22 protein-coding genes are annotated in these 22781 nt (G+C 72.5%); 12 read left to right on the forward strand and 10 right to left on the reverse strand.

The annotated features are described in order from the left end of the window. Window positions 1–382: 382 nt before the first annotated feature. Window positions 383–1765, reverse strand: coding sequence for an MFS transporter (locus tag ABD774_RS09885; RefSeq protein WP_345040448.1), 1383 nt, complete (start codon window positions 1763–1765; stop codon window positions 383–385). Window positions 1766–1881: 116 nt separating this feature from the next. On the opposite strand from ABD774_RS09885, the gene ABD774_RS09890 reads away from it, so the two are divergent. Genes ABD774_RS09890 through ABD774_RS09915 form a run of 6 tightly spaced genes read left to right on the forward strand, consistent with a single transcriptional unit; the run spans window position 1882 to window position 8499 of the window. Beyond that, window positions 1882–3384: a fumarylacetoacetate hydrolase family protein gene (locus ABD774_RS09890; RefSeq protein ID WP_345040450.1), complete on the forward strand. Its 1503-nt coding sequence runs from the start codon at window positions 1882–1884 to the stop codon at window positions 3382–3384. Continuing rightward, a complete protein-coding gene (locus tag ABD774_RS09895; RefSeq protein ID WP_345040452.1) occupies window positions 3366–4079 on the forward strand; it encodes a GntR family transcriptional regulator in 714 nt (237 codons plus the stop codon). The genes ABD774_RS09890 and ABD774_RS09895 overlap by 19 nt, the downstream gene beginning before the upstream one ends. Before the next feature lie 13 nt (window positions 4080–4092). Beyond that, complete coding sequence (gene hpaE, locus ABD774_RS09900) at window positions 4093–5658, forward strand: 5-carboxymethyl-2-hydroxymuconate semialdehyde dehydrogenase (protein WP_345040455.1); 1566 nt, start codon at window positions 4093–4095, stop codon at window positions 5656–5658. 34 nt (window positions 5659–5692) lie between these two features. Then, window positions 5693–6859, forward strand: a complete 1167-nt coding sequence (gene hpaD, locus ABD774_RS09905) for a 3,4-dihydroxyphenylacetate 2,3-dioxygenase (RefSeq protein ID WP_345040457.1) — start codon at window positions 5693–5695, stop codon at window positions 6857–6859. A 48-nt stretch (window positions 6860–6907) separates the two neighbouring features. Further along, entirely contained in the window at window positions 6908–7693 is a 786-nt protein-coding gene (gene hpaH, locus ABD774_RS09910; RefSeq protein WP_345040459.1) for a 2-oxo-hept-4-ene-1,7-dioate hydratase, read from the forward strand. Then, window positions 7678–8499 (forward strand): HpcH/HpaI aldolase family protein, encoded by an 822-nt coding sequence (locus ABD774_RS09915; protein WP_345040462.1) that lies wholly within the window; start codon window positions 7678–7680, stop codon window positions 8497–8499. The genes hpaH and ABD774_RS09915 overlap by 16 nt, the downstream gene beginning before the upstream one ends. 5 nt (window positions 8500–8504) lie before the next feature. On the opposite strand, the gene ABD774_RS09920 is transcribed toward ABD774_RS09915, so the two are convergent. From ABD774_RS09920 to ABD774_RS09940, 5 genes are read right to left on the reverse strand one after another with little or no spacing between them, the layout of a single operon-like run. Next, window positions 8505–8633, reverse strand: a complete 129-nt coding sequence (locus ABD774_RS09920) for a hypothetical protein (protein ID WP_345040464.1) — start codon at window positions 8631–8633, stop codon at window positions 8505–8507. Between the two features lie 34 nt (window positions 8634–8667). Further along, entirely contained in the window at window positions 8668–9447 is a 780-nt protein-coding gene (locus ABD774_RS09925; RefSeq protein ID WP_345040466.1) for an HpcH/HpaI aldolase family protein, read from the reverse strand. Next, a complete protein-coding gene (locus tag ABD774_RS09930; protein ID WP_345040470.1) occupies window positions 9444–11081 on the reverse strand; it encodes a fucose isomerase in 1638 nt (545 codons plus the stop codon). The genes ABD774_RS09925 and ABD774_RS09930 overlap by 4 nt, the downstream gene beginning before the upstream one ends. Then, window positions 11078–12556: an FGGY-family carbohydrate kinase gene (locus ABD774_RS09935; RefSeq protein ID WP_345040473.1), complete on the reverse strand. Its 1479-nt coding sequence runs from the start codon at window positions 12554–12556 to the stop codon at window positions 11078–11080. The genes ABD774_RS09930 and ABD774_RS09935 overlap by 4 nt, the downstream gene beginning before the upstream one ends. 24 nt (window positions 12557–12580) lie before the next feature. After that, window positions 12581–13564 carry a LacI family DNA-binding transcriptional regulator gene (locus ABD774_RS09940; RefSeq protein ID WP_345040476.1) on the reverse strand — a complete coding sequence of 328 codons (984 nt, stop codon included), beginning with the start codon at window positions 13562–13564 and terminating at the stop codon, window positions 12581–12583. A gap of 162 nt (window positions 13565–13726) precedes the next feature. Between ABD774_RS09940 and ABD774_RS09945 the strand changes: the two genes are divergently transcribed. From ABD774_RS09945 to ABD774_RS09970, 6 genes are all read left to right on the forward strand, one after another. After that, window positions 13727–14413 (forward strand): GntR family transcriptional regulator, encoded by a 687-nt coding sequence (locus tag ABD774_RS09945; RefSeq protein WP_345040478.1) that lies wholly within the window; start codon window positions 13727–13729, stop codon window positions 14411–14413. A gap of 63 nt (window positions 14414–14476) precedes the next feature. Beyond that, on the forward strand, window positions 14477–15457 hold the full coding sequence (locus ABD774_RS09950) for a tripartite tricarboxylate transporter substrate binding protein (protein ID WP_345040480.1): 981 nt from the start codon (window positions 14477–14479) through the stop codon (window positions 15455–15457). Further along, entirely contained in the window at window positions 15457–16074 is a 618-nt protein-coding gene (locus tag ABD774_RS09955) for a tripartite tricarboxylate transporter TctB family protein (RefSeq protein ID WP_345040482.1), read from the forward strand. The genes ABD774_RS09950 and ABD774_RS09955 overlap by 1 nt, the downstream gene beginning before the upstream one ends. Beyond that, entirely contained in the window at window positions 16071–17588 is a 1518-nt protein-coding gene (locus ABD774_RS09960; protein WP_345040485.1) for a tripartite tricarboxylate transporter permease, read from the forward strand. The genes ABD774_RS09955 and ABD774_RS09960 overlap by 4 nt, the downstream gene beginning before the upstream one ends. Beyond that, window positions 17585–18661 (forward strand): sialidase family protein, encoded by a 1077-nt coding sequence (locus ABD774_RS09965; RefSeq protein WP_345040487.1) that lies wholly within the window; start codon window positions 17585–17587, stop codon window positions 18659–18661. Before ABD774_RS09960 ends, ABD774_RS09965 begins: the two co-directional genes overlap by 4 nt. A 10-nt stretch (window positions 18662–18671) precedes the next feature. Further along, window positions 18672–19532 (forward strand): dihydrodipicolinate synthase family protein, encoded by an 861-nt coding sequence (locus tag ABD774_RS09970; protein WP_345040490.1) that lies wholly within the window; start codon window positions 18672–18674, stop codon window positions 19530–19532. 130 nt (window positions 19533–19662) lie between these two features. Here ABD774_RS09970 and ABD774_RS09975 read toward each other — a convergent pair whose 3' ends face one another. The 4 genes from ABD774_RS09975 to ulaA are packed head-to-tail and all read right to left on the reverse strand — an operon-like array spanning window position 19663 to window position 22700. After that, the gene (locus ABD774_RS09975) at window positions 19663–20376 is read right to left on the reverse strand and encodes a sugar isomerase domain-containing protein (protein ID WP_345040492.1); all 714 of its coding nucleotides are present in this window, start codon (window positions 20374–20376) and stop codon (window positions 19663–19665) included. Beyond that, the gene (locus tag ABD774_RS09980; RefSeq protein WP_345040495.1) at window positions 20369–20797 is read right to left on the reverse strand and encodes a PTS sugar transporter subunit IIA; all 429 of its coding nucleotides are present in this window, start codon (window positions 20795–20797) and stop codon (window positions 20369–20371) included. Before ABD774_RS09980 ends, ABD774_RS09975 begins: the two co-directional genes overlap by 8 nt. 35 nt (window positions 20798–20832) lie before the next feature. After that, the gene (locus tag ABD774_RS09985) at window positions 20833–21135 is read right to left on the reverse strand and encodes a PTS sugar transporter subunit IIB (RefSeq protein ID WP_345040497.1); all 303 of its coding nucleotides are present in this window, start codon (window positions 21133–21135) and stop codon (window positions 20833–20835) included. After that, window positions 21132–22700, reverse strand: a complete 1569-nt coding sequence (ulaA, locus tag ABD774_RS09990; protein WP_345040500.1) for a PTS ascorbate transporter subunit IIC — start codon at window positions 22698–22700, stop codon at window positions 21132–21134. Before ulaA ends, ABD774_RS09985 begins: the two co-directional genes overlap by 4 nt. Window positions 22701–22781 lie beyond the last annotated feature (81 nt).

The raw sequence follows: 22781 nt of genomic DNA on the forward strand, positions 1-22781 counted from the left end.
GTCCGTGCTCCTGTGCGGCGAGCGGGGCGCAGCCCCCGGCCGGTCCGTGCTCCTGTGCGGCGAGCGGGGCGCAGCCCCCGGCCGGTCCGTGCTCCTGTGCGGCGAGCGGGGCGCAGCCCCCGGCCGGTCCGTGCTCCTGTGCGGCGAGCGGGGCGCAGCCCCCGGCCGGTCAGTGTTCCTACGCCCCGAGCCGCCTCTGCACTCTGTCGGTAAGTGCTCCTGGGCAGATCAAGTCGTCCTAGAAGCACTGCCGCTGCGCAGGACCACTTACCGGTGGTACCCCTCAGGTGGGGGCCGCCGCTCACACGGCCGGCGCCGTCGCCGCGACCCCGGCGCCGGGACGGACGCCGGGGTCGCGGCGGCGGGTCGGCGCCGGGGCGGATCAGACCTTCGAGAGCCCGCGGATGGGGCTCACCTGCTGCTCCGCCTCGTGGTCGGGCCCGAGGGGGATGCCGCTGCGGTCACGCAGCACCAGCGTCGCGAGGAGGCCGACGAGGGTCATCCCGGCGAGGTACAGGGTGACCGCCGTGGTGGAGCCCGTCGCCTGGACGAGCGCGGCGGCGATCATCGGGGCGAAGGCCCCGCCGGCGATGGCGCCGATCGCGTAGGAGATCGACACGCCCGAGAACCGGATCGAGGCCGGGAAGAGCTCCGCGTAGAGCGCCGCCTGCGGGCCGTACGTGAAGCCGAGGCCGAGCGTGAGCAGCGCGAGGCCCGCGAACAGCAGCCCGACGTCGCCGGTGTTCACCAGCGGGAAGAGCGCGAGCACGCCGACCAGCTGCAGGATCCAGCCCAGGACGTACGTCGTGCGCCGACCCAGCCGGTCTGACACCGCGCCGGCGATGATCGTCGAGATCAGCCACGTCACGGCGGAGCCGGTCACGGCCCACAGCACCGGGCCACGGTCGAGCCCGAGCGGGCCCTCCGGGCTCGTCGCGTAGTTCTGGATGTACCCGCCGGTCGTCATGTAGCCGACCGCGTTGTTGCCGGCGAAGACGAGCGCTGCGACGACCACGAGGACGGTGTGCCTGCGGAAGAGGCGCAGGATCGGCATCTGCGCCTCCTGCTTGCGCTCGGCCAGCTCCGCGAACACCGGGCTCTCCTCGACCTTCCGGCGCACGTAGTAGCCGACCAGGATGAGGACGACGCTCAGCAGGAACGGGATGCGCCAGCCCCACTCGAGGAAGGCGTCGCCGGGGGCGATCATCGCCATGAGCGCCATGACGCCGGAGGCGAGCAGCAGACCGAGCGGGACACCGGTCTGGGGTCCCGCACCGAACAGCCCGCGCCGCCTGCCCGGAGCGTGCTCGACCGCCATGAGGACCGCGCCGCCCCACTCGCCGCCGGCCGAGACGCCCTGGATGATGCGCAGCAGCACGAGGAGGACCGGCGCGGCGACCCCGATCGTGGCGTACGTCGGCAGCAGGCCGATCAGGGAGGTCGCCAGCCCCATGAGGATGAGGGTCACCATGAGGATGACCTTGCGGCCGTACCGGTCGCCGAGGTGGCCGGCGAGGAACGCGCCGAGGGGGCGGAAGAGGAAGCTCACACCGACGGTCGCGAACGAGAGCAGCAGCCTGTTCTCGCCCAGGCCGGCGAAGAAGATCTCACCGAAGACCAGCCCGGCGGCGAAGGCGTAGATGAAGAAGTCGTACCACTCGACCGTCGTACCGATGACGGTGGCGAAGACGACGCGCCGCCGGTCGGCGAGGTCGGGCGAGTGCGCGGGGGGCGTCAGGTCCCGGCTGTCGTTCATGGTGCTCATCAGTTGACTCCTGTGTCGTTCCGACGTCGCTGTCAGTGGCCGCCGAGCACTCCGGCTTGCCTCGTGGTGGACGATGATATACGATTTCGAATACAAAGCAAGGGGCGAAGGAGCTCATGACTGAAGACATCACCATCGGCGCAGGCACGGACGAGCGGTTCTCGGGGCTGCCGGGGCGTCCGGGCAAGATCGTCGCCGTCCACCTCAGCTACGCCTCACGCGCGGACCAGCGTGGTCGCCGCCCTGCCCATCCCTCCTACTTCTTCAAGCCGTCGAGCTCGGTCGCCCCCTCCGGCGCGACCGTCGAGCGGCCGGCCGGCACCGAGCTGCTGGCCTTCGAGGGCGAGATCGCGCTCGTCATCGGCACGGCAGCCCGCCGCGTCGACCTCGCCGAGGCGTGGGACCACGTCGGGTGGGTGACGGCGGCGAACGACTTCGGGCTGTACGACCTGCGCGCGAACGACAGGGGCTCCAACGTCCGCTCCAAGGGCGGCGACGGCTTCACCCCCGTCGGCCCCTCCCTCGTCGACGCCCGCACGGTCGACCCTGCCGCGCTCCGGCTGCGCACCTGGGTCAACGGCGAGCTGCGCCAGGACGACACCACGGCCGGGCTCATCTTCCCGCTCCCCCAGCTCATCGCCGACCTCTCCCAGCACTTCACGCTCGAGCCGGGCGACGTCATTCTCACCGGCACCCCCGCCGGCTCCTCGGTCGTCGTCCCCGGCGACGTCGTCGAGGTCGAGGTCGACGCCCCCGGGGCGCCCGGCGCCCTCAGCTCGGGCCGGCTGGTCACCACCGTCACCCAGGGCGGGCACGGTTTCGACGGCGCCCTGGGATCGCTGCCGGCCGTGGACGACGTCCAGCGGACCGAGGCGTGGGGGTCGCGCGCCGCCGCCGGCCTGGAGCCGGACCCTGAGCCGTTCCGCCTGACGCCGGAGCTGCGCGCGAAGCTCGTGAAGGCCCCGGTGGCGGGGCTCAGCGCGCAGCTGCGCAAGCGGGGCCTGAACAACGTCACCGTCGACGGCGTGCGGCCGATGCACCCGGAGGCCAAGCTCGTCGGCACCGCCCGCACCCTGCGGTTCGTGCCCAACCGCGAGGACCTGTTCGCCAGCCACGGCGGGGGCTACAACGCGCAGAAGCGGGCGTTCGACGCCGTCGGCGAGGGCGAGGTCGTCGTCATCGAGGCCCGCGGCGAGGAGGGGTCGGGCACCCTCGGCGACATCCTCGCCCTGCGCGCCCACGCCCGCCGGGCCGCCGGGATCGTCACCGACGGCGGCGTGCGCGACCACGACGCCGTGGCCGCCGTCGGCATCCCGGTGTACAGCAAGGGTGCGCACCCGGCCGTGCTCGGCCGCCGGCACGTGCCGTGGGACGCGGACGTGACGATCGCCTGCGGCGGGACGACCGTGCAGCCCGGCGACCTCGTCGTCGGTGACCGGGACGGCGTCGTCGTCATCCCCCCGGCCCTCGCCGAGGAGGTCGCCGACGCGGCCCTCGCCCAGGAGGACGAGGACGCGTGGATCGCCGAGCAGGTCGCGGCGGGGCACCCGGTCGACGGACTGTTCCCGATGAACGCCGAGTGGAGAGCGAGGTACGACGCATGGCGCGCGAAGAGGTGACCGAGACGGCGGCGCCCGCCCCGAGCAAGTCGCAGCGGGCCTACCACTGGCTTAAGGAGCGGATCGCGAACCAGGAGTTCACGCCGGGCTACCGCCTGGTGCTGGCCTCGATCGCGGCGGAGCTCGACATGAGCGTCGTGCCGGTGCGCGAGGCCATCCGCCAGCTGGAGGCCGAGGGCCTGGTCACGTTCGAGCGCAACGTCGGCGCGCACGTGTCGATGATCGACGACTCCCAGTACCGGCACAGCATGGAGGCCCTGGCGATCCTCGAGGGGGCGGCGACCGCGCTCTCGGCACCGCACCTGACCGCCGAGGACCTGCGCCGGGCGCGGGAGGTCAACGGCCTGATGGTCGAGACGCTCGACCACTTCGACCCCCGCTCGTTCACGGCGCTGAACCAGAAGTTCCACTCGATCCTCTACGCCCCGTGCCCGAACCCGCGCATGCTCGACCTCGTCAACGCGGAGTGGGGCCGGCTGGGCCACCTGCGCGACTCGACGTTCAGCTTCGTGCCCGGCCGCGCGCAGGAGTCCGTGCGCGAGCACGAGCACATCGTCCACCTCATCGAGGCCGGCGCCCCCCTGGCGGACGTCGAGCGCGCGGCCCGCCGCCACCGCTCGGCCACCCTCGCCGCCTACCTGACCCACGAGCACCCTGAGGACGCCGGTCCGGCCGACGTCCTCACCGCCCACTGACCGGAGGCACCCCATGAGCAGCACCGACCCGACGACCGCGACGGCCGCCCGCTACCTGCCCGCGGACCTGCCCGAGCGGATCCAGCACTACATCGACGGCGAGTTCGTCGACTCCGCCGACGGCGACACCTTCGACGTGCTCGACCCGGTCACGAACGAGACCTACCTGCGCGCCGCGGCCGGGAAGAAGGCCGACGTCGACCGCGCGGTCGCGGCGGCGCGGCGCGCGTTCGTGGAGGGCCCGTGGCCGAGGATGCTGCCGCGCGAGCGCTCCCGCGTGCTGCACCGCATCGCCGACATCGTCGAGTCACGCGACGCCCGCCTCGCCGAGCTCGAGAGCTTCGACTCCGGCCTGCCGATCACCCAGGCGCTCGGCCAGGCCCGCCGCGCCGCCGAGAACTTCCGGTTCTTCGCGGACCTGATCGTCGCCCAGGCCGACGACACCTACAAGGTGCCCGGCCGGCAGATCAACTACGTCAACCGCAAGCCCATCGGGGTCGCCGGGCTCATCACGCCCTGGAACACGCCCTTCATGCTCGAGTCCTGGAAGCTCGGCCCCGCGCTGGCGACCGGCAACACGGTCGTGCTCAAGCCGGCCGAGTTCACACCGCTGTCGGCGTCCCTGTGGGCGGGCATCTTCGAGGAGGCCGGCCTGCCCAAGGGCGTGTTCAACCTCGTCAACGGGTTCGGCGAGGACGCGGGCGACGCGCTGGTCAAGCACCCCGACGTACCGCTGATCTCCTTCACCGGCGAGAGCCGCACCGGGCAGATCATCTTCGCCAACGCCGCGCCGTACCTCAAGGGCCTCTCGATGGAGCTCGGCGGGAAGTCCCCCGCCGTCGTCTTCGCCGACGCCGACCTCGAGGCCGCCGTGGACGCGACGATCTTCGGGGTGTTCTCCCTCAACGGCGAGCGGTGCACGGCGGGCAGCCGCATCCTCGTCCAGCGCGAGATCTACGACGAGTTCGTCGAGCGCTACGCCGCCCAGGCCAAGCGCGTCGTCGTCGGCCCGCCGCACGAGCCCCGCACCGAGGTCGGCGCGCTCGTGCACCCCGAGCACTACGACAAGGTCATGAGCTACATCGAGATCGGCAAGACCGAGGGACGCCTCGTCGCCGGCGGCGGGCGGCCCGACGGCTTCCCGACGGGCAACTACGTCGCCCCGACCGTCTTCGCCGACGTCGCCCCGGACGCCCGCATCTTCCAGGAGGAGATCTTCGGGCCGGTCGTCGCGATCACCCCGTTCGACACCGACGAGGAGGCGCTGGCCCTCGCCAACGGCGTGAAGTACGGGCTCGCCGCCTACATCTGGACGAACGACCTCAAGCGGGCGCACAACTTCTCCCAGGCGGTCGAGGCGGGGATGGTGTGGCTCAACAGCAACAACGTCCGCGACCTGCGCACCCCCTTCGGCGGCGTCAAGGCCTCGGGCCTCGGCCACGAGGGCGGCTACCGCTCGATCGACTTCTACACCGACCAGCAGGCCGTGCACATCACGCTCGGCAAGGTGCACAACCCCACCTTCGGCAAGGTCGACCCGCACGCACCGACGGACCTGGACGACCCCGACCCGCGCTGAGCACACCCCCCGAACGAGAGGCAAGGACGCTGACGTGACCACGCGTGACCAGATGACCCAAACCACCTCCGGATTCTTCGTGTCCCAGGAGGCGCCCATCCACACCGACAACCCGGTGCCGACGCCGAGCTCGCCCCCGCCGGACATCCTGCGCTGCGCGTACATGGAGCTCGTCGTGACGGACCTGCAGCGCTCGCGCGACTTCTACGTCGACGTGCTCGGCCTGACGGTGACCAGCGAGGACGAGAACACGGTCTACCTGCGCAGCATCGAGGAGTTCATCCACCACAACCTCGTGCTCCGCAAGGGGCCGGTCGCCGCCGTGGCCGCGTTCTCGTACCGGGTGCGCAGCCCCGAGGACCTCGACAAGGCCGTGGCCTTCTACACCGAGCTGGGCTGCCGCGTGGAGCGCCGCCGGGAGGGTTTCACCCAGGGTATCGGGGACTCGGTGCGCGTGGAGGACCCGCTCGGCTTCCCGTACGAGTTCTTCCACGACGTCGAGCACGTCGAGCGGCTCGCCTGGCGCTACGACCTCTACACCCCGGGCGCGCTCGTGCGCCTCGACCACTTCAACCAGGTCACTCCGGACGTGCCGCGCGCGACGAAGTTCATGCAGGATCTCGGCTTCCGCGTCACCGAGGACATCCAGGACGAGGCGGGCACGGTCTACGCCGCGTGGATGCGCCGCAAGCCGACCGTCCACGACACCGCGATGACCGGCGGGGACGGGCCGCGCATGCACCACGTCGCCTTCGCCACCCACGAGAAGCACAACATCCTCGCCATCTGCGACAAGCTCGGTGCCCTGCGCATGTCCGACCGCATCGAGCGCGGCCCCGGCCGGCACGGGGTGTCCAACGCGTTCTACCTCTACCTGCGCGACCCGGACGGCCACCGCGTGGAGATCTACACGCAGGACTACTACACGGGCGACCCGGACAACCCGGTCGTCACCTGGGACGTCCACGACAACCAGCGCCGCGACTGGTGGGGCAACCCGGTGGTGCCGTCGTGGTACACCGAGGCGTCCCTCGTCCTGGACCTCGACGGCAACCCCAAGCCGGTTCTCGAGCGCACCGACTCCAGCGAGATGGCGGTGACCATCGGGGCCGACGGCTTCTCCTACACCCGCCGCGAGGAGGGCGAGGAGTCGATGCCGAGCTGGAAGCAGGGCGAGTACAAGCTCGGTCACCAGCTGTGACCGGCCCGCTCCCCGACGACAGGGCCACCCACACCCCAGGAGGACCGGATGCTGCCGCCTGAGACCGTCGCGGCGATCGCGGACGAGCTCGCCGCCGCCGAGCGCGACCGCACGATGGTGCCGCTGCTGACCGCCCGGCACCCCGGCATGACCGTCGAGGACTCCTACGCCGTGCAGAACGAGTGGCGGCGCCGCGCCGTCGAGGCCGGACGCCGGCCGGTCGGCCGCAAGATCGGGCTGACCTCGAAGGTCATGCAGGCGGCGACCGGCATCGACGAGCCGGACTACGGCGCGATCTTCGCCGACATGGTGTTCGAGAACGGCTCCGTCATCGAGCACGCCCGCTTCTCGAACGTGCGCATCGAGGTCGAGCTGGCCTTCATGCTGGCCGAGCCGGTCGACGGCCCGGACGCCACCGTCTTCGACGTGCTCCGGGCCACCGAGTACGTGGTCCCGGCGCTGGAGATCCTCTCCTCGCGCATCGAGCTCGAGGGCCGCACCATCGTGGACACGATCAGCGACAACGCGGCGATGGGCGGGATGGTCTACGGCGGCAACCCGGTCCGGCCCGGTGAGGTCGACCTGCGCTGGGTCTCGGCGCTGCTGTACCGCAACGAGACCATCGAGGAGTCCGGCGTCGCGGCCGCGGTGCTGAACCACCCCGCCATGGGCGTCGCCTGGCTGGCGAACAAGCTCGCCCAGCACGGCGACCGCCTCGAGGCCGGCGAGCTCGTGCTGGCCGGCTCCTTCACCCGCCCCATGTGGGTCCACCCGGGCGACACCGTGCTCGCCGACTTCCGAGAGCTGGGGACGATCTCATGCCGCTTCGCCTGACGCCGACCTTCCGCCACGCCCTGGCGGAGCAGCAAGACCGGGGCGCGAACGCCCGCCCGCTGGCGGGCATCTGGGTGTGCTCGGGCAGCCCGCTCGTCGCCGAGATCTGCGCGGGCGCGGGCCTGGACTGGATGCTCATCGACATGGAGCACTCCCCCAACGGCCTCGAGTCCGTGCTCGGGCAGCTCCAGGCGGTGGCCTCCTACCCCGTCACCCCGGTCGTGCGCGTGCCCATCGGCGACGTCGTGACCATCAAGCAGGTGCTCGACCTCGGGGCGCAGAACCTGCTGGTGCCGATGATCTCCTCCGCCGAGGAGGCCCGGGCGGCCGTCGAGGCCGTGCGGTACCCGCCGCGCGGGCGCCGCGGGGTCGGGTCCGCGCTGGCCCGCTCCGCCCGGTGGAACCGGGTCGACCGGTACCTCGCGGACGCCGACGAGCACGTGTCGCTCTTCGTGCAGATCGAGACCGCGGAGGGCGTCGACGCGGCCGCCGAGATCGCCGCCGTCGACGGCGTCGACGGGGTGTTCGTCGGCCCGTCCGACCTCTCCGCGTCCATGGGGCTGCTCGGTCAGCAGAGCCACCCCGACGTCGTCGCGGCGGTGCACCGCGCCTTCGAGGCCGTGCGCGCGGCGGGCAAGCCGGTCGGGGTCAACGCGTTCGACCAGGCCGTCGCGCGCTCCTACCTCGAGGCCGGCGCGTCATTCGTGCTCGTCGGTGCGGACGTGGCGCTGCTCGCGCGTGCCTCCGAGGCGCTCGCCGCGGCCTTCGTCCCCGCGACGGACGACGGCGCGCGCGCCAGCTACTGAGCCGGTCAGCGGGCGCGGCCGACGCCCGCCTCCTCGGCGGCCACCTTGATGATCGCGGAGGCGTTCTCCTCGCCGAGGCCCTCGTCGAGCGCCTGGAGCCGGGAGGCCACCAGTGAGTTGCCGACCAGCTTCATGCGGTGCCCGCTGCCGGCCGGACCCATGTGAGCACTAGGCGCCGGACAGGTGTCCGTCGCCGGGTACGTCCGTTCGACGCAGCTCCCGGGCCGCGCTGTCGGCGGCCTCGCGCAGCAGCACCGAGTCGCGGGCGGCGATGACCAGGTTCATGCCCTGCTGCGCCCGGCTCCGGGCGCCGGCCAGATCGGCCTGGTCGATCCCGACCGCCACCCCGGCCCCGCGTGCCGCCTCGACGACCCGCGCGACGGCGGCCTCCAGCTCGGGCGCCTCGGGCCGCCGGCCGAGCCCGAGGGAGAGGGCGAGGTCGTTGGGACCGATGTAGACGGCGTCCACCCCGGGCACCCGGACGATCTCCTCGACGTTCGCCAGGCCCTCGGCCGTCTCGATCATGAGGATGCAGGTGGCGAGGCGGTCCCCCTCGTCCGGCTCGGGGTGGCTGCGGCGCGCGTCGCCCCACAGCGGGCCCCAGCTGCGGCGTCCGGCCGGGGCGTAGCGGCAGGCGTCCACGGCCCGGCGCGCCTGCTCGGCGTCGTCCACCATCGGCACGATCACGCCCTCGGCGCCGAGGTCGAGCGCGCGCATGATCTGCTCGGGCGCGTTCCAGGCCACCCGCACCACGCTCGCGGCCGGCGTGCGGTGCAGCGCCGCGAGGATCGCCGTCGCCGAGCCGGGGCCGGCGAAGCCGTGCTGGAGGTCGACGCAGACGAGGTCGAACCCGGCCCGCCCGACGATCTCCGCCGCGACCGGGTCGTCCAGGGCGCTCCACACGCCGTAGGCGATCCCGCCGTCGGCCCACGTCTCCTTCAGGCTCATGCCGGCGTGACGTCCCCGCAGAGGTGGACGGAGACGCCGAGGCGGGCGAACATCGCCGCCTTGGCGGTCAGGGCCTTGTCCGCGGTCTTCGCGTCCGGGGCGTAAACGACCTGGGCGTGGTTGGCCTTGTGCCGGGCCATGAACTGGTCGCGCGTGATGCCGTGGAGGACGACATGGGCGATGGGCCACTCGGGGTTCGTCGCCTGCTTGCGCCGCTCGGTCTCCTCCGCCGGGAGCTCGACGACGCTGGCGCGGCCAAGGTCGACATGCAGGGCGCCGTCGGCGATGTAGACGCGGGACCAGACGATCTCGCCGGGCTTGGAGACGCCGTTGACGGTCGCGCCGCCCGCGGGGAAGAACACCGGGTCCTGGCGCCAGCCCTCGGCGTCGGCGTACCCGCGGGCGAAGTGCGACGGCGGGACCGAGCCGGAGATCTCGAAGACCCAGACGAACCGGCCCTCGTACTCCTCGCCCCAGCGCACGTCGTGCAGGGTGTTGGCCGGGTCCAGGCCCATCGCGGTCCAGATGCGGTTCGTGATGAGCGCGTCGACGGCGACCCCCTCGTCGACCTCGTTGAAGTGCGGCAGCGCCTGACCGTCGTAGAGGACGCGGGCGCCGTCCCGGCTGGTCACCGGCGGGCGAGCGACGTTGTTGAGCAGCCCCTCGACCAGGTCGGAGGCGGGCGCGAGGTTCTTCAGGCCCTGCTGATACTGGATACCGACGGCGTCCAGGCCGAAGTCGTCGCTGATCCGCAGCGCGGCGACGTACATCTTGTACTGCCAGCGCAGTTGGCTCTCGGTGAGCTCGGTGGCCTCGTCCGACCCGGTCCGGAACGTCATGCCCGCGTCGGTGAGCCACCGGCCCACCGCGTCCGCCTCCGCGTCGGTGACCGTCTGCATCTCGGCCCACAGCGCGGACTGCGAGAGCCGCTCCTTGTAGATGCCCAACGGGTTGAGCAGCTCGTCGTCGATGATGGCGTTGTACATGCCCATGCAGCCCTCGTCGAAGACGCCGATGATGGCCTTCTCGTCCAGCAGCTGCTCCGCGAGCGCCTCGCCCAGCTCCTTCTCCGGGCCCGGGCCGAGCGGTGGGAGGTCGCGCACGTGGCTGTCGTCGTGGGTGATGGTCCCGGTCTCCAGCCAGGAGCGGATGCCGTCCCGGAACCACTCGTCGGACCCGTCCACGGTCCAGATGGTCGAGTACGGCCGGCCCATCTTCGTCAGGCCGGCGTTCAGGCCGAGCAGGCCGACCAGGCCCGGCCAGTCCCCCGCGAAGTTCGCCACGGTGAGGATCGGGCCGCGGTGCGTGCGCAGCCCGGCCAGGACGTGGTGGCTGTACTGCCAGATCGCCGTCGCGACGATCAGCGGCGCATCGCGGGGGACGGAGCGGAAGACCTCCATGCCCATGCGCTGGCTGGAGATGAAGCCGTGCCCGGTCTGCGGGTCGACGCCGAGCGCGCGCTCCACGGTCCAGCCGTGCGCCGCGAGGGCGTCCGAGACGACGCGCTCGAGCTCGACCTGACTGGGCCAGCCGGCCACGTTGGCCGACTCGCGCAGGTCGCCGCTGGGCACCAGGTAGGCGGTGCGCTCCGGGACGCTCCGTGCGGTGACGGGTGCGGGCAGGGTGTAGGTCATGAGGCTCCTTCGTGCTGGATGCGTGCCAGCGCGTGCACGACGTCACGGGTGGCGGGGTAGAGGTCGAGGTAGTGGCGGTACAGCTCGTCGTAGAGGACGGCGGCGCCCGGGTCGGGCTCGCGGACCTCTGCGGCGGGGTTCCAGCCGGCCATCGAGACGTCCTCGACGAGACGGGCCGCGAGGAACGCGGCCCCGTAGCTGGCGCCGATGGTCCGGGTGGGGATGGTCTGGGGCAGGCCGGTGACGTCGGAGACGACCTGCGTCCACAGCGCACCCTGCGTGCCTCCGCCGACGGCGACCACGCGGTCGATGCTCGCACCCGCCGCCCGCAGGGCGTCGACGTTGTGGCGGACCCCGAACGCCGTCGCCTCCAGGACCGCCCGGTACAGGTCGCCGCGGGTGTGGGACAGGGTCAGCCCCGCGATGACGCCGCGGGCCTCCGGGTCGAAGATCGGGGTGCGCTCCCCCGCGAAGTACGGCAGCGCCAGCAGGCCGCGCGCGCCCGGCCCCGCGGCGTCGGCCTCGGCCAGCAGCGTCGGGTAGTCGGGGCCGCCCGTCAGGTCCCGCAGCCACGAGGTGATCGCCCCCGAGGTGGCCATGCCGCCCGCGAGGTTGTGCGTGCCCTCGAACGCCCCGACGGTGCCCCACATGAGCTCCGTGGTGACCCGCTCGGGCACCGTGGCGATCAGGAACATCGTCGTGCCGTACATGACCATGAGGTCGCCGGGGTTCTGGGCGTCGACGCTGACCGCCTCGGACCAGGCGTCGACCGTCCCCGTGATCACCGGCACGCCCGCGCGGATGCCGGCGACCTCGCGCCGGGTCACGCCGGCGCGCTCGCCGGGCCAGCGCAGGCTCGGCAGCTCCAGTCCCGGCGCGACGTGCTCGGCCCACGGGCGGTACCAGTCGAGCGCGCGGGTGTCGTACAGCGGCGTGCTCTGGCTCGCCGAGTGGTGGTCCAGCACGTACTCGCCCGTGAGCCGGTGGGCGAGCCAGGACGCGGGCATGAACAGCCGGCGCGCGCGGGCGTAGACCTCGGGCTCGTGCTCCCGGACCCACGCGATCTTCGGGCCGACGGCCTGGCTCGAGAGCACCGAGCCGGCGCGGTCGAGAATCGTCTCACGCCCGAGCTCGGCGTCGAGGCGCTGGATCTGCGCCGACGCGCGGGTGTCCACCCCGTAGAGGATCGCCGGGCGCAGGACCGCGCCGTCGGCGTCGGTGAGGACCACGCACGGGCCCATGCCGCTCACCCCGACGGCCGCGACGTCGACGTCGCCCGGGGCGGTCAGCTCACCGGCGAGGCCGACGAACTCCTCCCACCACACCTCGGGGTCCATCTCCACGTGACCGGGCGCGGGCCGGTGCACGGTGTGCTGGCGGGACGCCGTCCGGAGGATGTCGCCGTCCGGCAGGACCAGCACGCCCTTGCTGCTGGAGGTGCCGATGTCGACACCGAGGAACGCGCTCCTTCGCATGGCGGGGAGCGTGTCAGAAATCGATTACAGGTGCAAGATCGCTCCCGGTCCCACCGGCTCGGCGACCTCCGCGAGCACCGTCCGGGGCGGCTCGGCCAGCCCGTTGATCCGGTCGGCCAGCAGGCGGGCGGCGGTCAGGCCCATGGCGCGCGGGCGCAGCGGGAGCAGGGTGATGTCGTCCGTCCGGGAGGTGACGAAGGGCAGGTCGCCGATGACGCCGACGCCGGGGCGCGCACCGTTCCTCCCGGCCAGCACCTGGAGGGCGCCGACGCCGACGAGGTTGTTGGTGGCCACCACGGCCTCCGGGGGTTCGTCGCGGTCGAGCAGCTCGCTCATCGCCTGCCGTCCGCCGTCGACGCGGAAACTCGCCCGCACGAGCAGGGTCTCGGCGGCGTCCAGTCCCGCCTCCACGAGAGTCTGGCGCCAGCCGTCGGCACGCTGGTCGGCCGTGCTGGTGCCGGCCGGACCGCTGATGCAGGCGATGCGCCGGTAGCCCCGGCCGAGCAGGGCGGCGGTGACGCGGCGCCCGAGATCGACGTTGTCGAAGAGCACCTGATCCACCGGTGCGTCGACCGCACGGTCCAGCACGACCACCGCGCGCCCGCGCTCGAGCAGCGGCCGCAGGTTCGGGGTGGCGGTCGCGGGTGCCAGCAGCACGCCCGCCATGTTCTCGCTGTCCGCGATGGCCAGGTACTTCTCCTCCTTGGCCGGGTCCTCGTCGGTGTTGCACAGCACCACCGAGAGGCCGGCCTCCTGCGCGAGGTCCTCGACGCCGCGGGCGACGGACGTGAAGAAGGGGTTCTCGATGTCCGGCAGCACCAGGGCGATGACGTCGCTGTGGCGGCGCCGGAGGGAACGGGCGGTGCGGTCCGGCGTGTAGCCGAGCTCCGCCGCGGCGCGCTGGACCGCCTCAGCGAGGTCCGCCCGCACGTTCTTGCCGTTGAGCACGCGCGACACGGTCGCCGTCGACACCCCGGCGAGCGCCGCGACCTCCACGATCGTGGCCATCCGCCACCCCTTTCGTCGCCGTCACTGTAGGTCCGGCAGGCCGCCCGGCGTGGTCCCACGCGATCCGCCGTGGATCGGGGGGCTTGCGCTGGGTGGGCGCGACCGTCTATGTTCACCGTCAACGGTTAACCGAGTAATCGATTTCTCAACGAGGAGGCCCGGATGCCTGTGAACAGCGCCCTGCGTAACGCCGGCACCATCCCGCCCCCTCCGGCGCTCGGCCAGCACGTGGTCGACCACCTGCGGCGGCTGATCATCACCGGAGACCTCCAGCCCGGGACGCACCTCGTGGAGAGCCAGCTGTCGGAGAGCTTCGACGTCAGCCGCGGCCCCGTGCGTGACGCCCTGCGGCAGCTCGAGACCGAGGGTCTCGTCGAGTCCCGCCGCCGCGGCGTGTTCGTCATCGGCCTGAGCGGCGACGACATCGAGGAGCTGTACCTGCTGCGGCAGGTCCTCGAGGCCGAGGCCGTGCGGCTCTGCATGGAGTCCGGCTCCGACCTGGGGGACGCGCGCTCGGCGCTGGAGCGGATGGGGTCCGCGGCCGAACGGGCCGACCCCGTCGGGTTCGCCGAGGCGGACCTCGACTTCCACACGGCGTTCTACGCCCACTCCGGCCACCGCCGGCTCGCCAGCATCTGGCAGCAGTACCGCCCCACCTTCGCGGGGATGCTCTCGGTCACCAACGCCGAGGACCGCGACCTCGCCCCCATCCACCGCGACCACATTGACCTGCTCGAGCTCGTCGCGGCCGGCGACCACGCCACGGTGGCCCCGGCGCTCCGCCAGCACATCGACGGCTCGCGGGCTCGCATGCTCGCCGCCTACACCCGGTTCATCTCCACCCCGTGACCCCTCCTCCGCCGATCCGGCGGAGCGAACCCCCCGCTGTACCGACGAAGGAGTTGTACAACCATGATCCGCACCCGTCTCACCTCGGCCGCCGCCCTCTCCGCGATGGCCCTCGTCCTCGCCGCCTGCTCCGGCGGTGACGCCGGAGGCACCGACGCCACCGAGGACGGCCAGGCGTCGGGCTACCCCGAGAAGGACATCAACTTCATCGTCCAGGCGGCCGCCGGCGGCGGCTCGGACCTCAGCTCCCGCGCGCTCGTCGCCGAGCTCGAGCCCATCCTGGACACCTCGATCATCGTCGAGAACCGCCCGGGCGCCTCCGGCTCGACGGCCATGCAGTTCGTCTCCGAGCAGGAGCCGGACGGCTACACGATCGGCTTCGTCCCGGTGGAGATCGCGATGCTGAGCCACCAGAACTTCGACGTCGACCCGGCGGACTACGACTTCCTCGGGCAGATCATGCTCGCCCCGGGCATCCTCTCGGTGCCGACCGACAGCCCGTACCAGACGCTCGAGGACTTCGTCGAGGCAGCCAAGTCCGAGGAGCTCGCCGTCGCCAACTCCGGCGCCGGCTCCATCTGGGAGGCGGCCGCGTTCGGTCTCGCCGACGAGACGGGCGCGCAGCTCGCGTCCGTCCCGTTCGACGGCGGCGCCCCCGCTCTCGCCGCGGCCATCGGCGGCCAGGTGGACGCCGCCGTGGGTGGGGCGGGCGAGACGCTCACCGCCTACAACGAGGGGCAGGTGCGCCCGCTGGCGATCTTCCACGACGAGCGCCACCCGGACATGCCTGACGTGCCGACCGCCGCAGAGGCCGGCTTCGACCTCGAGTTCGGCGGCTGGGGCGGCATCTACGCGCCCGCCGGTCTCCCGGACGACGTCCGCCAGACGCTCGAGTCCGCCATCGAGGAGGCCGCCAACTCCGACGGTTTCACCGAGACCATCACCAAGGCCGGCAACCTGCCCGTGTACCGCGACGCGGCCGAGTTCACCGACTTCGTGAACTCCGAGCACGAGCGCTTCGGAGAGATCCTCGGAGCCCGCTGATGATCCGTTCCCGCAAGGGCACGCCGGTCGCCCCGTCCGGTCAGCCGGACGGGGCCGCCCCGGCACCCGCCCCGCACGTCGACCACCGGACGCCCCCGGCCGACGACCTGCTGGCCCATGAGGCGACCGAGGCGGTGGACGCCGCCGAGGCGGACCACGCCCCGCTCGCCCGGCCGTCCCGCAGGCTGGAGATCGTCTGCGCCGCGATCGCCGTCGCGGGCTCCGGTGCCCTGTTCCTGCTGGCCAGGGCCATCGAGGTCCGCAACGAGACGGGTGGCATCGACCCGCGCTGGTGGCCCGAGCTGCTCGGTCTCGGCGGACTCGCCCTCGGGGTGCTCCTGCTCGTCGCCGCGGTCCTCCGCCCGCCGTTCGACCGTGACGACCTCGAGGCCGCCACCCGCCAGGGCTGGTTCCGCGTCGGGCTCGCCGTCGCCCTCTCCGTCGCGTTCGTCCTTCTCTGGCCCGTGCTCGGGTTCCTGGTGGTGACGCCGGTCTTCCTCGTCGCCGCCACCTACCTCTTCGGCGGCCGGGGCTGGAAGACCCTCATCGTCTTCCCGGTGCTGATGACGGGCTTCATCTACCTGCTCTTCCACACACTCCTGAAGGTGCCGCTGTGAACGCCGTCGCCGAGGGCCTTGGGGCCCTGATCGATCCGACCGTCGCCATCTGCCTGCTCGTCGGTCTTCTGGTGGGGACGCTGGTCGGCGCCTTCCCCGGTGTGACCGGCTCGATGGCGGTGGCTCTCGCCTCCGGCTTCACCCTCACGCTGGAGCCCGTGCAGGGACTCGCGGTCCTCCTGACCATCTACGTGGGCGCGAACTACGGCGACCGGATCCCGTCCATCCTCGTGAACACGCCGGGGACGCCGGCCGCCATCGCGACCACCCTCGACGGGTATCCGCTGGCGAAACAGGGCAAGGCGGGCCTCGCCCTGGTCAGCTCCTCCATGGTGACCACCGCCGGCATCCTGCTCTCGATGGTGCTGTTCCTCGTGGCGGCACGGCCCGTGGCCAACATCGCGCTGGAGTTCGGCCCGGCCGAGATGTTCGCCCTCGTGGTCTTCGGCCTGACGATCATGATCTCGATCTCCTCGAAGTCGGTCATCAAGGGCGTTCTCGCGGGCATCGCCGGGCTGGCCATCGCCACCGTCGGGCGCGACCCCATCACCGGGGACTCGCGGTTCGTCTTCGGGGTCAACGACCTCAACTCCGGTCTGCCGTTCATCGCGGTGATCATCGGCCTGTTCGGTATCGCCGAGCTCTTCGACCAGCTCCTCACCCACCGCGAGCACCACGTCAAGCCCATCTCCAGCCTGGGCCGGTGGTGGCCGACCCGGTCCGAGTACCGGGAGATGGCGCGGCCCTTCGGTGTCAGCAGCGTCATCGGCATGATCGTCGGTGTGGTCCCCGCCGCGGGCGGCGACATCGCGGGACTCATCGGGTGGGACCGCGCCAAGCGCATGTCCAAGCACCCGGAGAAGTTCGGCAAGGGCTCCCTCGAGGGCCTCACGGCGGCGGACACGGCGTCCAGCGCCACCCTCGGCGGCTCGCTCACCACGACCATGGCACTAGGCATCCCCGGCGACTCCGTCATGGCCGTCATGATCGGCTCGATGATCATCTGGGGCCTGCAGCCCGGCCCGTCGCTGTTCACCAACAGCCCGGACCTGATGATCAGCATCGCAGGCATCATGATCATCGCGACGCTGCTCTCGCTCGGCATCAGCCTCGTGCGCATGCGCGGCATGGTGAAGCTGCTGGACCTGCCGAACCACTACCTGTGGGTGGGCATCCTCATCTTCTGCGTCGTGGGCACGTACACCACCACCAACAACCTCTACACGGTGTGGGTGATGCTCGCCTCCGGTGTGGCCGGCCTGGTCATGAAGCGCACCGGATTCCCCCCGGGCCCCGTCGTCCTGGGCCTGCTGCTCGGGCCGCTGGCGGAGTCCAACCTGCGCCGCGCCCTGATCATCGACGGCCCGTCCATCCTCGTGACGCAGCCGATCTCGGCGGGCCTGCTGGCGCTGGCGCTGCTCAGCCTCGCGCTCCCGCTGATCGGCCGGGCCCGCCGTGCCCGCCGCGGGTCCAGCACGGACTCGAACGCGGACGAGCCGATCCTCACCCGATGATCCATCCGTCCGTGACGCGGCGCTGGGTCGCCGTCGACCACCCAGGGTGGCGCCAGGCGCACGCCTCGAGCGTGCTGGCGGTCGACGGCGGCCTCGTGGCCGCGTGGTTCGGCGGCACCCGCGAGGGGACGCCGGACAACCGCATCTGGCTCGCGCACCGCCCCGCCGGTGCCGACACCTGGGGCGAGCCGTCCGTCGTCGCCGCGGGTCCTGAGGCGCACTGGAACCCGGTCCTCGCGCACGGCCCGGACGGCGCGCTGTGGCTGTTCTACAAGCGCGGCCCGCTGATCTCACGGTGGGCGACGTGGTTCCGCCGCTCCACCGACGGCGGCGCGACCTGGACCGAGCCGGCCGAGCTCGTGCCGGGCGACGCCGGCGGCCGGGGTCCGGTGAAGAACCCGCCCCTGCTGCTCCCGGACGGCACGTGGCTCGCGCCCGGCTCGCTCGAGCGCTGGGACGGCGAGGCCGTCTGGGACGCGTTCGTCGACCGGTCCACCGACGGCGGCCTGACCTGGTCGCCCGCGCCGGTGCCGCTGGACCACAGCGGGCTGCGCGGTGCGGGCGTGATCCAGCCGGCGCTGTGGCGCGGCGGGACCGCCGTCCACGCCCTGCTGCGCAGCACCGAGGGCTCGGCGTTCCGTTCCCGGTCGGACGATGCGGGTCGGACGTGGTCCCCCGCGGAGCCGACCGGCCTCGCCAACGGCAACTCGGGGCTGACCGTCGCCGAGCTCGGCGGGGGCGCGGTCGCCTGCGTACACAACCCGGTTGCCGAGGACTGGGGCGCGCGCTGCCCGCTGGTCGTCTCCGTCTCCCCCGACGACGGTGACACGTGGCACGAGGCGGTCGTCGTCGAGGACGGGCTCACCCCGCTCGACGACGACACCCGCCGCCGGCCCGCGCTGCCACCGCCGAGGTCCTTCTCCCCCGCCGACGCCGGCGTGGAGACGACCGGCGTCGGGGAGTACTCCTACCCGGCCGCCGCCGTCGCCGACGGCTCCCTCGTCATCACCTACACCTGGCAGCGCCGCGGCATCGTCGAGGCGCGCGTCCCCCTCAGCCTGCTCCACCCCTGAAAGGAAGTTCATGCCCGCCCAGATCATCAGCGCCGTCCCCGTGCCGTTCACCGAGGAAGGGTCGCTCGACCTGACCGAGTTCGAGACCGTCCTGCGCACGATCGACCCGCACGTCGACGGCGTCCTCGTCGCCGGCACCACCGGGGAGTTCCCCGCGCTGGACGACGACGAGCGGGTCGAGCTCTTCCGCGTGGCCGCCGAGGTGCTCGGCACCGCCCGGGTCATCGCGCACCTCGGCCACGGCAGCACCCGGCAGGTCCTCCGCCTCGCCGCGGGGACGGCGGAGCTCGGCATCTCCCGGTTCGCGCTGCTCTCGCCGTACTACCTGCCCACCGACGACGACGGGGTGGTGGCCTTCTTCCGGGCGCTGACCGAGGCGTTCCCCGAGGCCGGCGTGTACGCCTACCTCTTCCCCGAGCGAACCGGCATGGACGTCCCGGTGGACGTGCTGCGCCGGGTCCTGGCGCTGCCCGGCATGGTCGGGGTGAAGCTCTCCGGCGGGGCGGCGGCGCGGCTCACGGAGTACGTCGCCGCGCTGCAGGACGGCCAGGAGCTCTACTCCGGTGACGACTCCACCCTGCCGTGGGTCCTCGAGCAGGGCGGGACGGGCGTCGTCTCCGGCGTCTCCTCGGCCTTCCCGGAGACGTTCTCCGCCCTGGCCCGCGCCCTCGACGCCGGCGACGACGACGCCGCCGGGCGCGCCCAGAGCATCGTCAAGGAGGTGGTGGGTCTGACCGGCCCCACCATCCCGCGCCTGAAGACCGCGATGGCCGCCCGCACCGGCGCCGCGTGGGCGAGCCGGATGGCGCTGCCCGCCGTGGACGCCGAGCTGCGGGGCCGGATCGAGGCGGCGGTGTCGCAGCACGGCTGAGCCAGCACACCGAGCAACCGGGGAGCCGGGCCCACGCGGCCCGGCTCCCCGCGTGCGCCGGCTTCGGGTGCCCGCGAGCTTCGGTCGGGCCCAGGTCTCCCGCCGGGTCGCCCGGTCCTCCGCCTCGCCCCTAGCGCAGCTCCGGCACCCTCGCGCGGTAGTGCTCGATCAGCTCGTCGTTCGTCGGCCCCGTCGCGTTCGCGCTGCGCCAGAACGCGGTCTCCGGCGCCGTCTCGGCGCACAGGACGAGGAGCGCGTCCCACAGCAGCGTGTTGCACAGCGAGGACAGCGGCGCCGTGCGGGGCGACTCCGGGGGCCAGCTCGCGTCCCCGGGCGGCACCCGGGTGTCGAGGACGACGTCGGCGAGCTCGTGGAGGCGTCGGCCGGCACGCAGCGGCGCCGCGTCGGACGCCGTCACCGAGGTCACGGCGACCACGCGCGCGCCAGCCTCGCGCGCGGACAGGGCGATCCCGACCGGGACGTAGTTGACGCCGGAGTTCGAGAAGACGACGACGGTGTCGTCGTCGCCCACCCCGGCCTCCCTGACGAGCCGCTCCCCCAGGCCCGGCCGCCGCTCGGCGACGGTGGAGCGGTCGGCCCCGTCGAGCGGCAGCAGCTCAAGGTCCCACAGGGGCCGGACGAAGGGCAGCCCGCCCGCGCGGTAGAACGTCTCCAGCACGCCCGCCAGGGAGTGGCCGGAGCCGGCTGCGTAGACGAGACCGCCGCGCCGTCCGGACTCCAGCACGGCCTCCGCCGCCCGCCTGAGCTGGTCGGCGTTCGCCTCCAGCACGCCGTTGAGGTGCTCGGTGGTGGCGCGGGCGAACCGCAGCAGGGCCTCATCCATCGCCGACCGCCTCGGCGAGGGCCCGCTCCACCGTGGGCACGTCGCCGGCCCCGCGGATCCGGTCGGCGAGGCCGCCGGTCAGGGCCTTGCCCATGGAGCGGATCATCTGCATGTGGGAGCCGCCGGACGAGAAGGCGAGGACGACGTCGACCGGGTCGTTGGTCGCGTGCCCGAACTCCACGGGCCGGCCGAGCCGCAGCGCGGCGAGACCCTCGGTCGTGGCGCCGGCCACCGCCTGCGCGTGGGCGAGCGCGACCCCGGGGGTGAGGACGATGTAGGGCCCGTGCTCCTCGACGGTCCTCACGCAGGCGTCGACGTAGGCCTCGTCGGCGGTGCCGAGCTCCACGAGGAGCCGCGCGGCGGCCCGGACGGCCTCGCGCCAGTCGGCGCAGGAGTCGAGCACCGCCGCGCGGACGGGCACACCCGGAGCCTCCTCCGAGCCTGGATCCCCGGCCATCACAGCCAGCCCTGCTGCTCGAGCGCCGGCCGGAGCCGGGACTCGAGAGCGGCGTCGTCGACGAAGTCCTCGACCGTGACCGTGACGGGGGCGGTGCCCTCGAGCTCGCTCGTGTGCATGCCCTGGCCGACGATGACGTCCGCCTGCGTGCTGCGAGCGGCGGAGATGTCGGTGTTCTCCACCTCCACGGGGATACCGAGGCGCTGGAAGACGGTCTCCGTCGTCATCCTCAGGATCAGGCTCGTGCCCATGCCGAGCCCGCACACGGCGAGCACCTTCAGGGGGTCCGGTCGGTCGGTCATGATGTCTCTCCTGTCGCTTGCCGGCGGCGGGCCGTGTCAGCCGGCCGGTTCTCGGTGGATCGTGCGGTCGGGGCCCCGCCGGTCGTCGGGCCGGCCGAGGTGCCCGCAGCGGCCGGGGCCGAGGAGCCCGCGGAGGCCGGGGCCCCCGAGGTGACCGGGGCTGCGGAAGTCTCGTCCGGCGTCGTCCTGCGCCGGGACAGCACCATGAGGATGGCGACGGTCGCGACCAGAACCGCCCCCGCGACGACCCAGACGGCGGCCGCGCCGAGCGGCTCGAGCAGCTGGGTGGCACCGAGGACGAGCCAGCCGACGGCGTACCAGTCGGGGTCGGCCAGCGTGGCGATCTCGGGGGCCGTGCTGTCGTACAGCCCCCAGCCGATCCACTGGCCGAACGCCAGCAGCACGCCGTTCACGAGGCCGCCGAAGACGGCGCCGCGCCAGCCGGCGACGGCGTTGCCGAAGACGCCGCCCGACCCGCCGCCGAAGAAGAGCATGATCATCGGCGGCACGAGCACGAACCAGCCGGCGGCGGCGAAGACGCCCATGAGGACGAGGAACACGACGGTCGAGGACAGGAAGCCGATCATGACCGCCGTCGGCGCCTTGGGGAAGACGACCGGGATGTCGAGCGCGGGCCGGGTGCCGGGAAGGACCTTGTCCGAGATGCCCTTGAACGCCGGGACGATCTCGGCCAGGAACATGCGCACGCCGAAGAGCAGGATCGCGATACCGGCCGCGAACCGCAGCGCCTGCGTCAGGCCCCACGCCCACGGCAGCAGCTGGGAGTCGCCCATCTGCTCCTGGACCACGGCGGAGTCGGCGAACGCGATGGCGACGAGCATGATCACGGCGATGATCAGCGCGGTGGAGACGTTGATGTCCTTGAAGAAGGAGATCGACCTCGGCAGCTTGAGCTTTTCCGAGTCGTGCCGCTGGGCGTCGCCCAGCCGCAGCGCCCGTGAGCCGTACCCGGCGAGGAGGGCAACGGTCGAGGTGGTGTGCCCCAGGCCGAACTGGTCGTGGCCCATCAGCCGTTTCATGAGAGGTGCGATCCACAGCGGCTGCAGCGTCCAGTAGCAGGCGATGATCACCGCGCCGACGATGATCAACGTGGTCCGCGGGATGTCCGTCAGCACCTCCACGAGGGAGGCGGCGATGACGATGCTCATCCAGAACATCAGGTGGCCGGTGAGGTAGACGTACCGCGCGGCCGGGAAGATCCGGACCAGCAGCACGTGGATCGCGAAACCCACCGCGATGATGAGCGGGACGGCCGAGCCCTGCCCGCCGAGGAAGTCGTTGAGGGTGCTGGTCGCCGCGGGCGGCTCCAGCCCGACGGCGGAGGCGACGATGGCCTGGAACGCCACCAGCCCGCCGACGAAGATCTCCACGCCGAGCATGAGGATGACGACGCCGACGACCGCGCGGATCGTCCCGCCGACCACCGCCTCGACAGGCTTGCGCTGCAGCAGCAGGCCGGCGAGGGCGATGAGGCCGATGAGGATCGGCACCTGGTTGAAGATGTTGTTGGCGATACCGGTGAGGATGTCCTGCAACAGTTCCACGGTGGCCTCCTTGCGACCGAGTGCTGCGTGGGTTGCTCACTCCAGTGCCATCATTCTGCTCCCGAGGCGTTCTTTCCTGCC

The organism is Georgenia daeguensis (assembly GCF_039537705.1).
Classification (GTDB): Bacteria; Actinomycetota; Actinomycetes; order Actinomycetales; family Actinomycetaceae; genus Georgenia; species Georgenia daeguensis.

Excerpts from the sequence above, each read along its gene's own strand:
- ABD774_RS09885 (WP_345040448.1), bottom strand. The coding sequence starts at position 1,765 with ATGAGCACCATGAACGACAGCCGGGACCTGACGCCCCCCGCGCACTCG.
- ABD774_RS09890 (WP_345040450.1), top strand. The coding sequence starts at position 1,882 with ATGACTGAAGACATCACCATCGGCGCAGGCACGGACGAGCGGTTCTCG.
- ABD774_RS09895 (WP_345040452.1), top strand. The coding sequence starts at position 3,366 with ATGGCGCGCGAAGAGGTGACCGAGACGGCGGCGCCCGCCCCGAGCAAG.
- hpaE (WP_345040455.1), top strand. The coding sequence starts at position 4,093 with ATGAGCAGCACCGACCCGACGACCGCGACGGCCGCCCGCTACCTGCCC.
- hpaH (WP_345040459.1), top strand. The coding sequence starts at position 6,908 with ATGCTGCCGCCTGAGACCGTCGCGGCGATCGCGGACGAGCTCGCCGCC.
- ABD774_RS09915 (WP_345040462.1), top strand. The coding sequence starts at position 7,678 with ATGCCGCTTCGCCTGACGCCGACCTTCCGCCACGCCCTGGCGGAGCAG.
- ABD774_RS09920 (WP_345040464.1), bottom strand. The coding sequence starts at position 8,633 with ATGAAGCTGGTCGGCAACTCACTGGTGGCCTCCCGGCTCCAGGCGCTC.
- ABD774_RS09925 (WP_345040466.1), bottom strand. The coding sequence starts at position 9,447 with ATGAGCCTGAAGGAGACGTGGGCCGACGGCGGGATCGCCTACGGCGTG.
- ABD774_RS09930 (WP_345040470.1), bottom strand. The coding sequence starts at position 11,081 with ATGACCTACACCCTGCCCGCACCCGTCACCGCACGGAGCGTCCCGGAG.
- ABD774_RS09935 (WP_345040473.1), bottom strand. The coding sequence starts at position 12,556 with ATGCGAAGGAGCGCGTTCCTCGGTGTCGACATCGGCACCTCCAGCAGC.
- ABD774_RS09940 (WP_345040476.1), bottom strand. The coding sequence starts at position 13,564 with ATGGCCACGATCGTGGAGGTCGCGGCGCTCGCCGGGGTGTCGACGGCG.
- ABD774_RS09945 (WP_345040478.1), top strand. The coding sequence starts at position 13,727 with ATGCCTGTGAACAGCGCCCTGCGTAACGCCGGCACCATCCCGCCCCCT.
- ABD774_RS09950 (WP_345040480.1), top strand. The coding sequence starts at position 14,477 with ATGATCCGCACCCGTCTCACCTCGGCCGCCGCCCTCTCCGCGATGGCC.
- ABD774_RS09955 (WP_345040482.1), top strand. The coding sequence starts at position 15,457 with ATGATCCGTTCCCGCAAGGGCACGCCGGTCGCCCCGTCCGGTCAGCCG.
- ABD774_RS09965 (WP_345040487.1), top strand. The coding sequence starts at position 17,585 with ATGATCCATCCGTCCGTGACGCGGCGCTGGGTCGCCGTCGACCACCCA.
- ABD774_RS09970 (WP_345040490.1), top strand. The coding sequence starts at position 18,672 with ATGCCCGCCCAGATCATCAGCGCCGTCCCCGTGCCGTTCACCGAGGAA.
- ABD774_RS09975 (WP_345040492.1), bottom strand. The coding sequence starts at position 20,376 with ATGGATGAGGCCCTGCTGCGGTTCGCCCGCGCCACCACCGAGCACCTC.
- ABD774_RS09985 (WP_345040497.1), bottom strand. The coding sequence starts at position 21,135 with ATGACCGACCGACCGGACCCCCTGAAGGTGCTCGCCGTGTGCGGGCTC.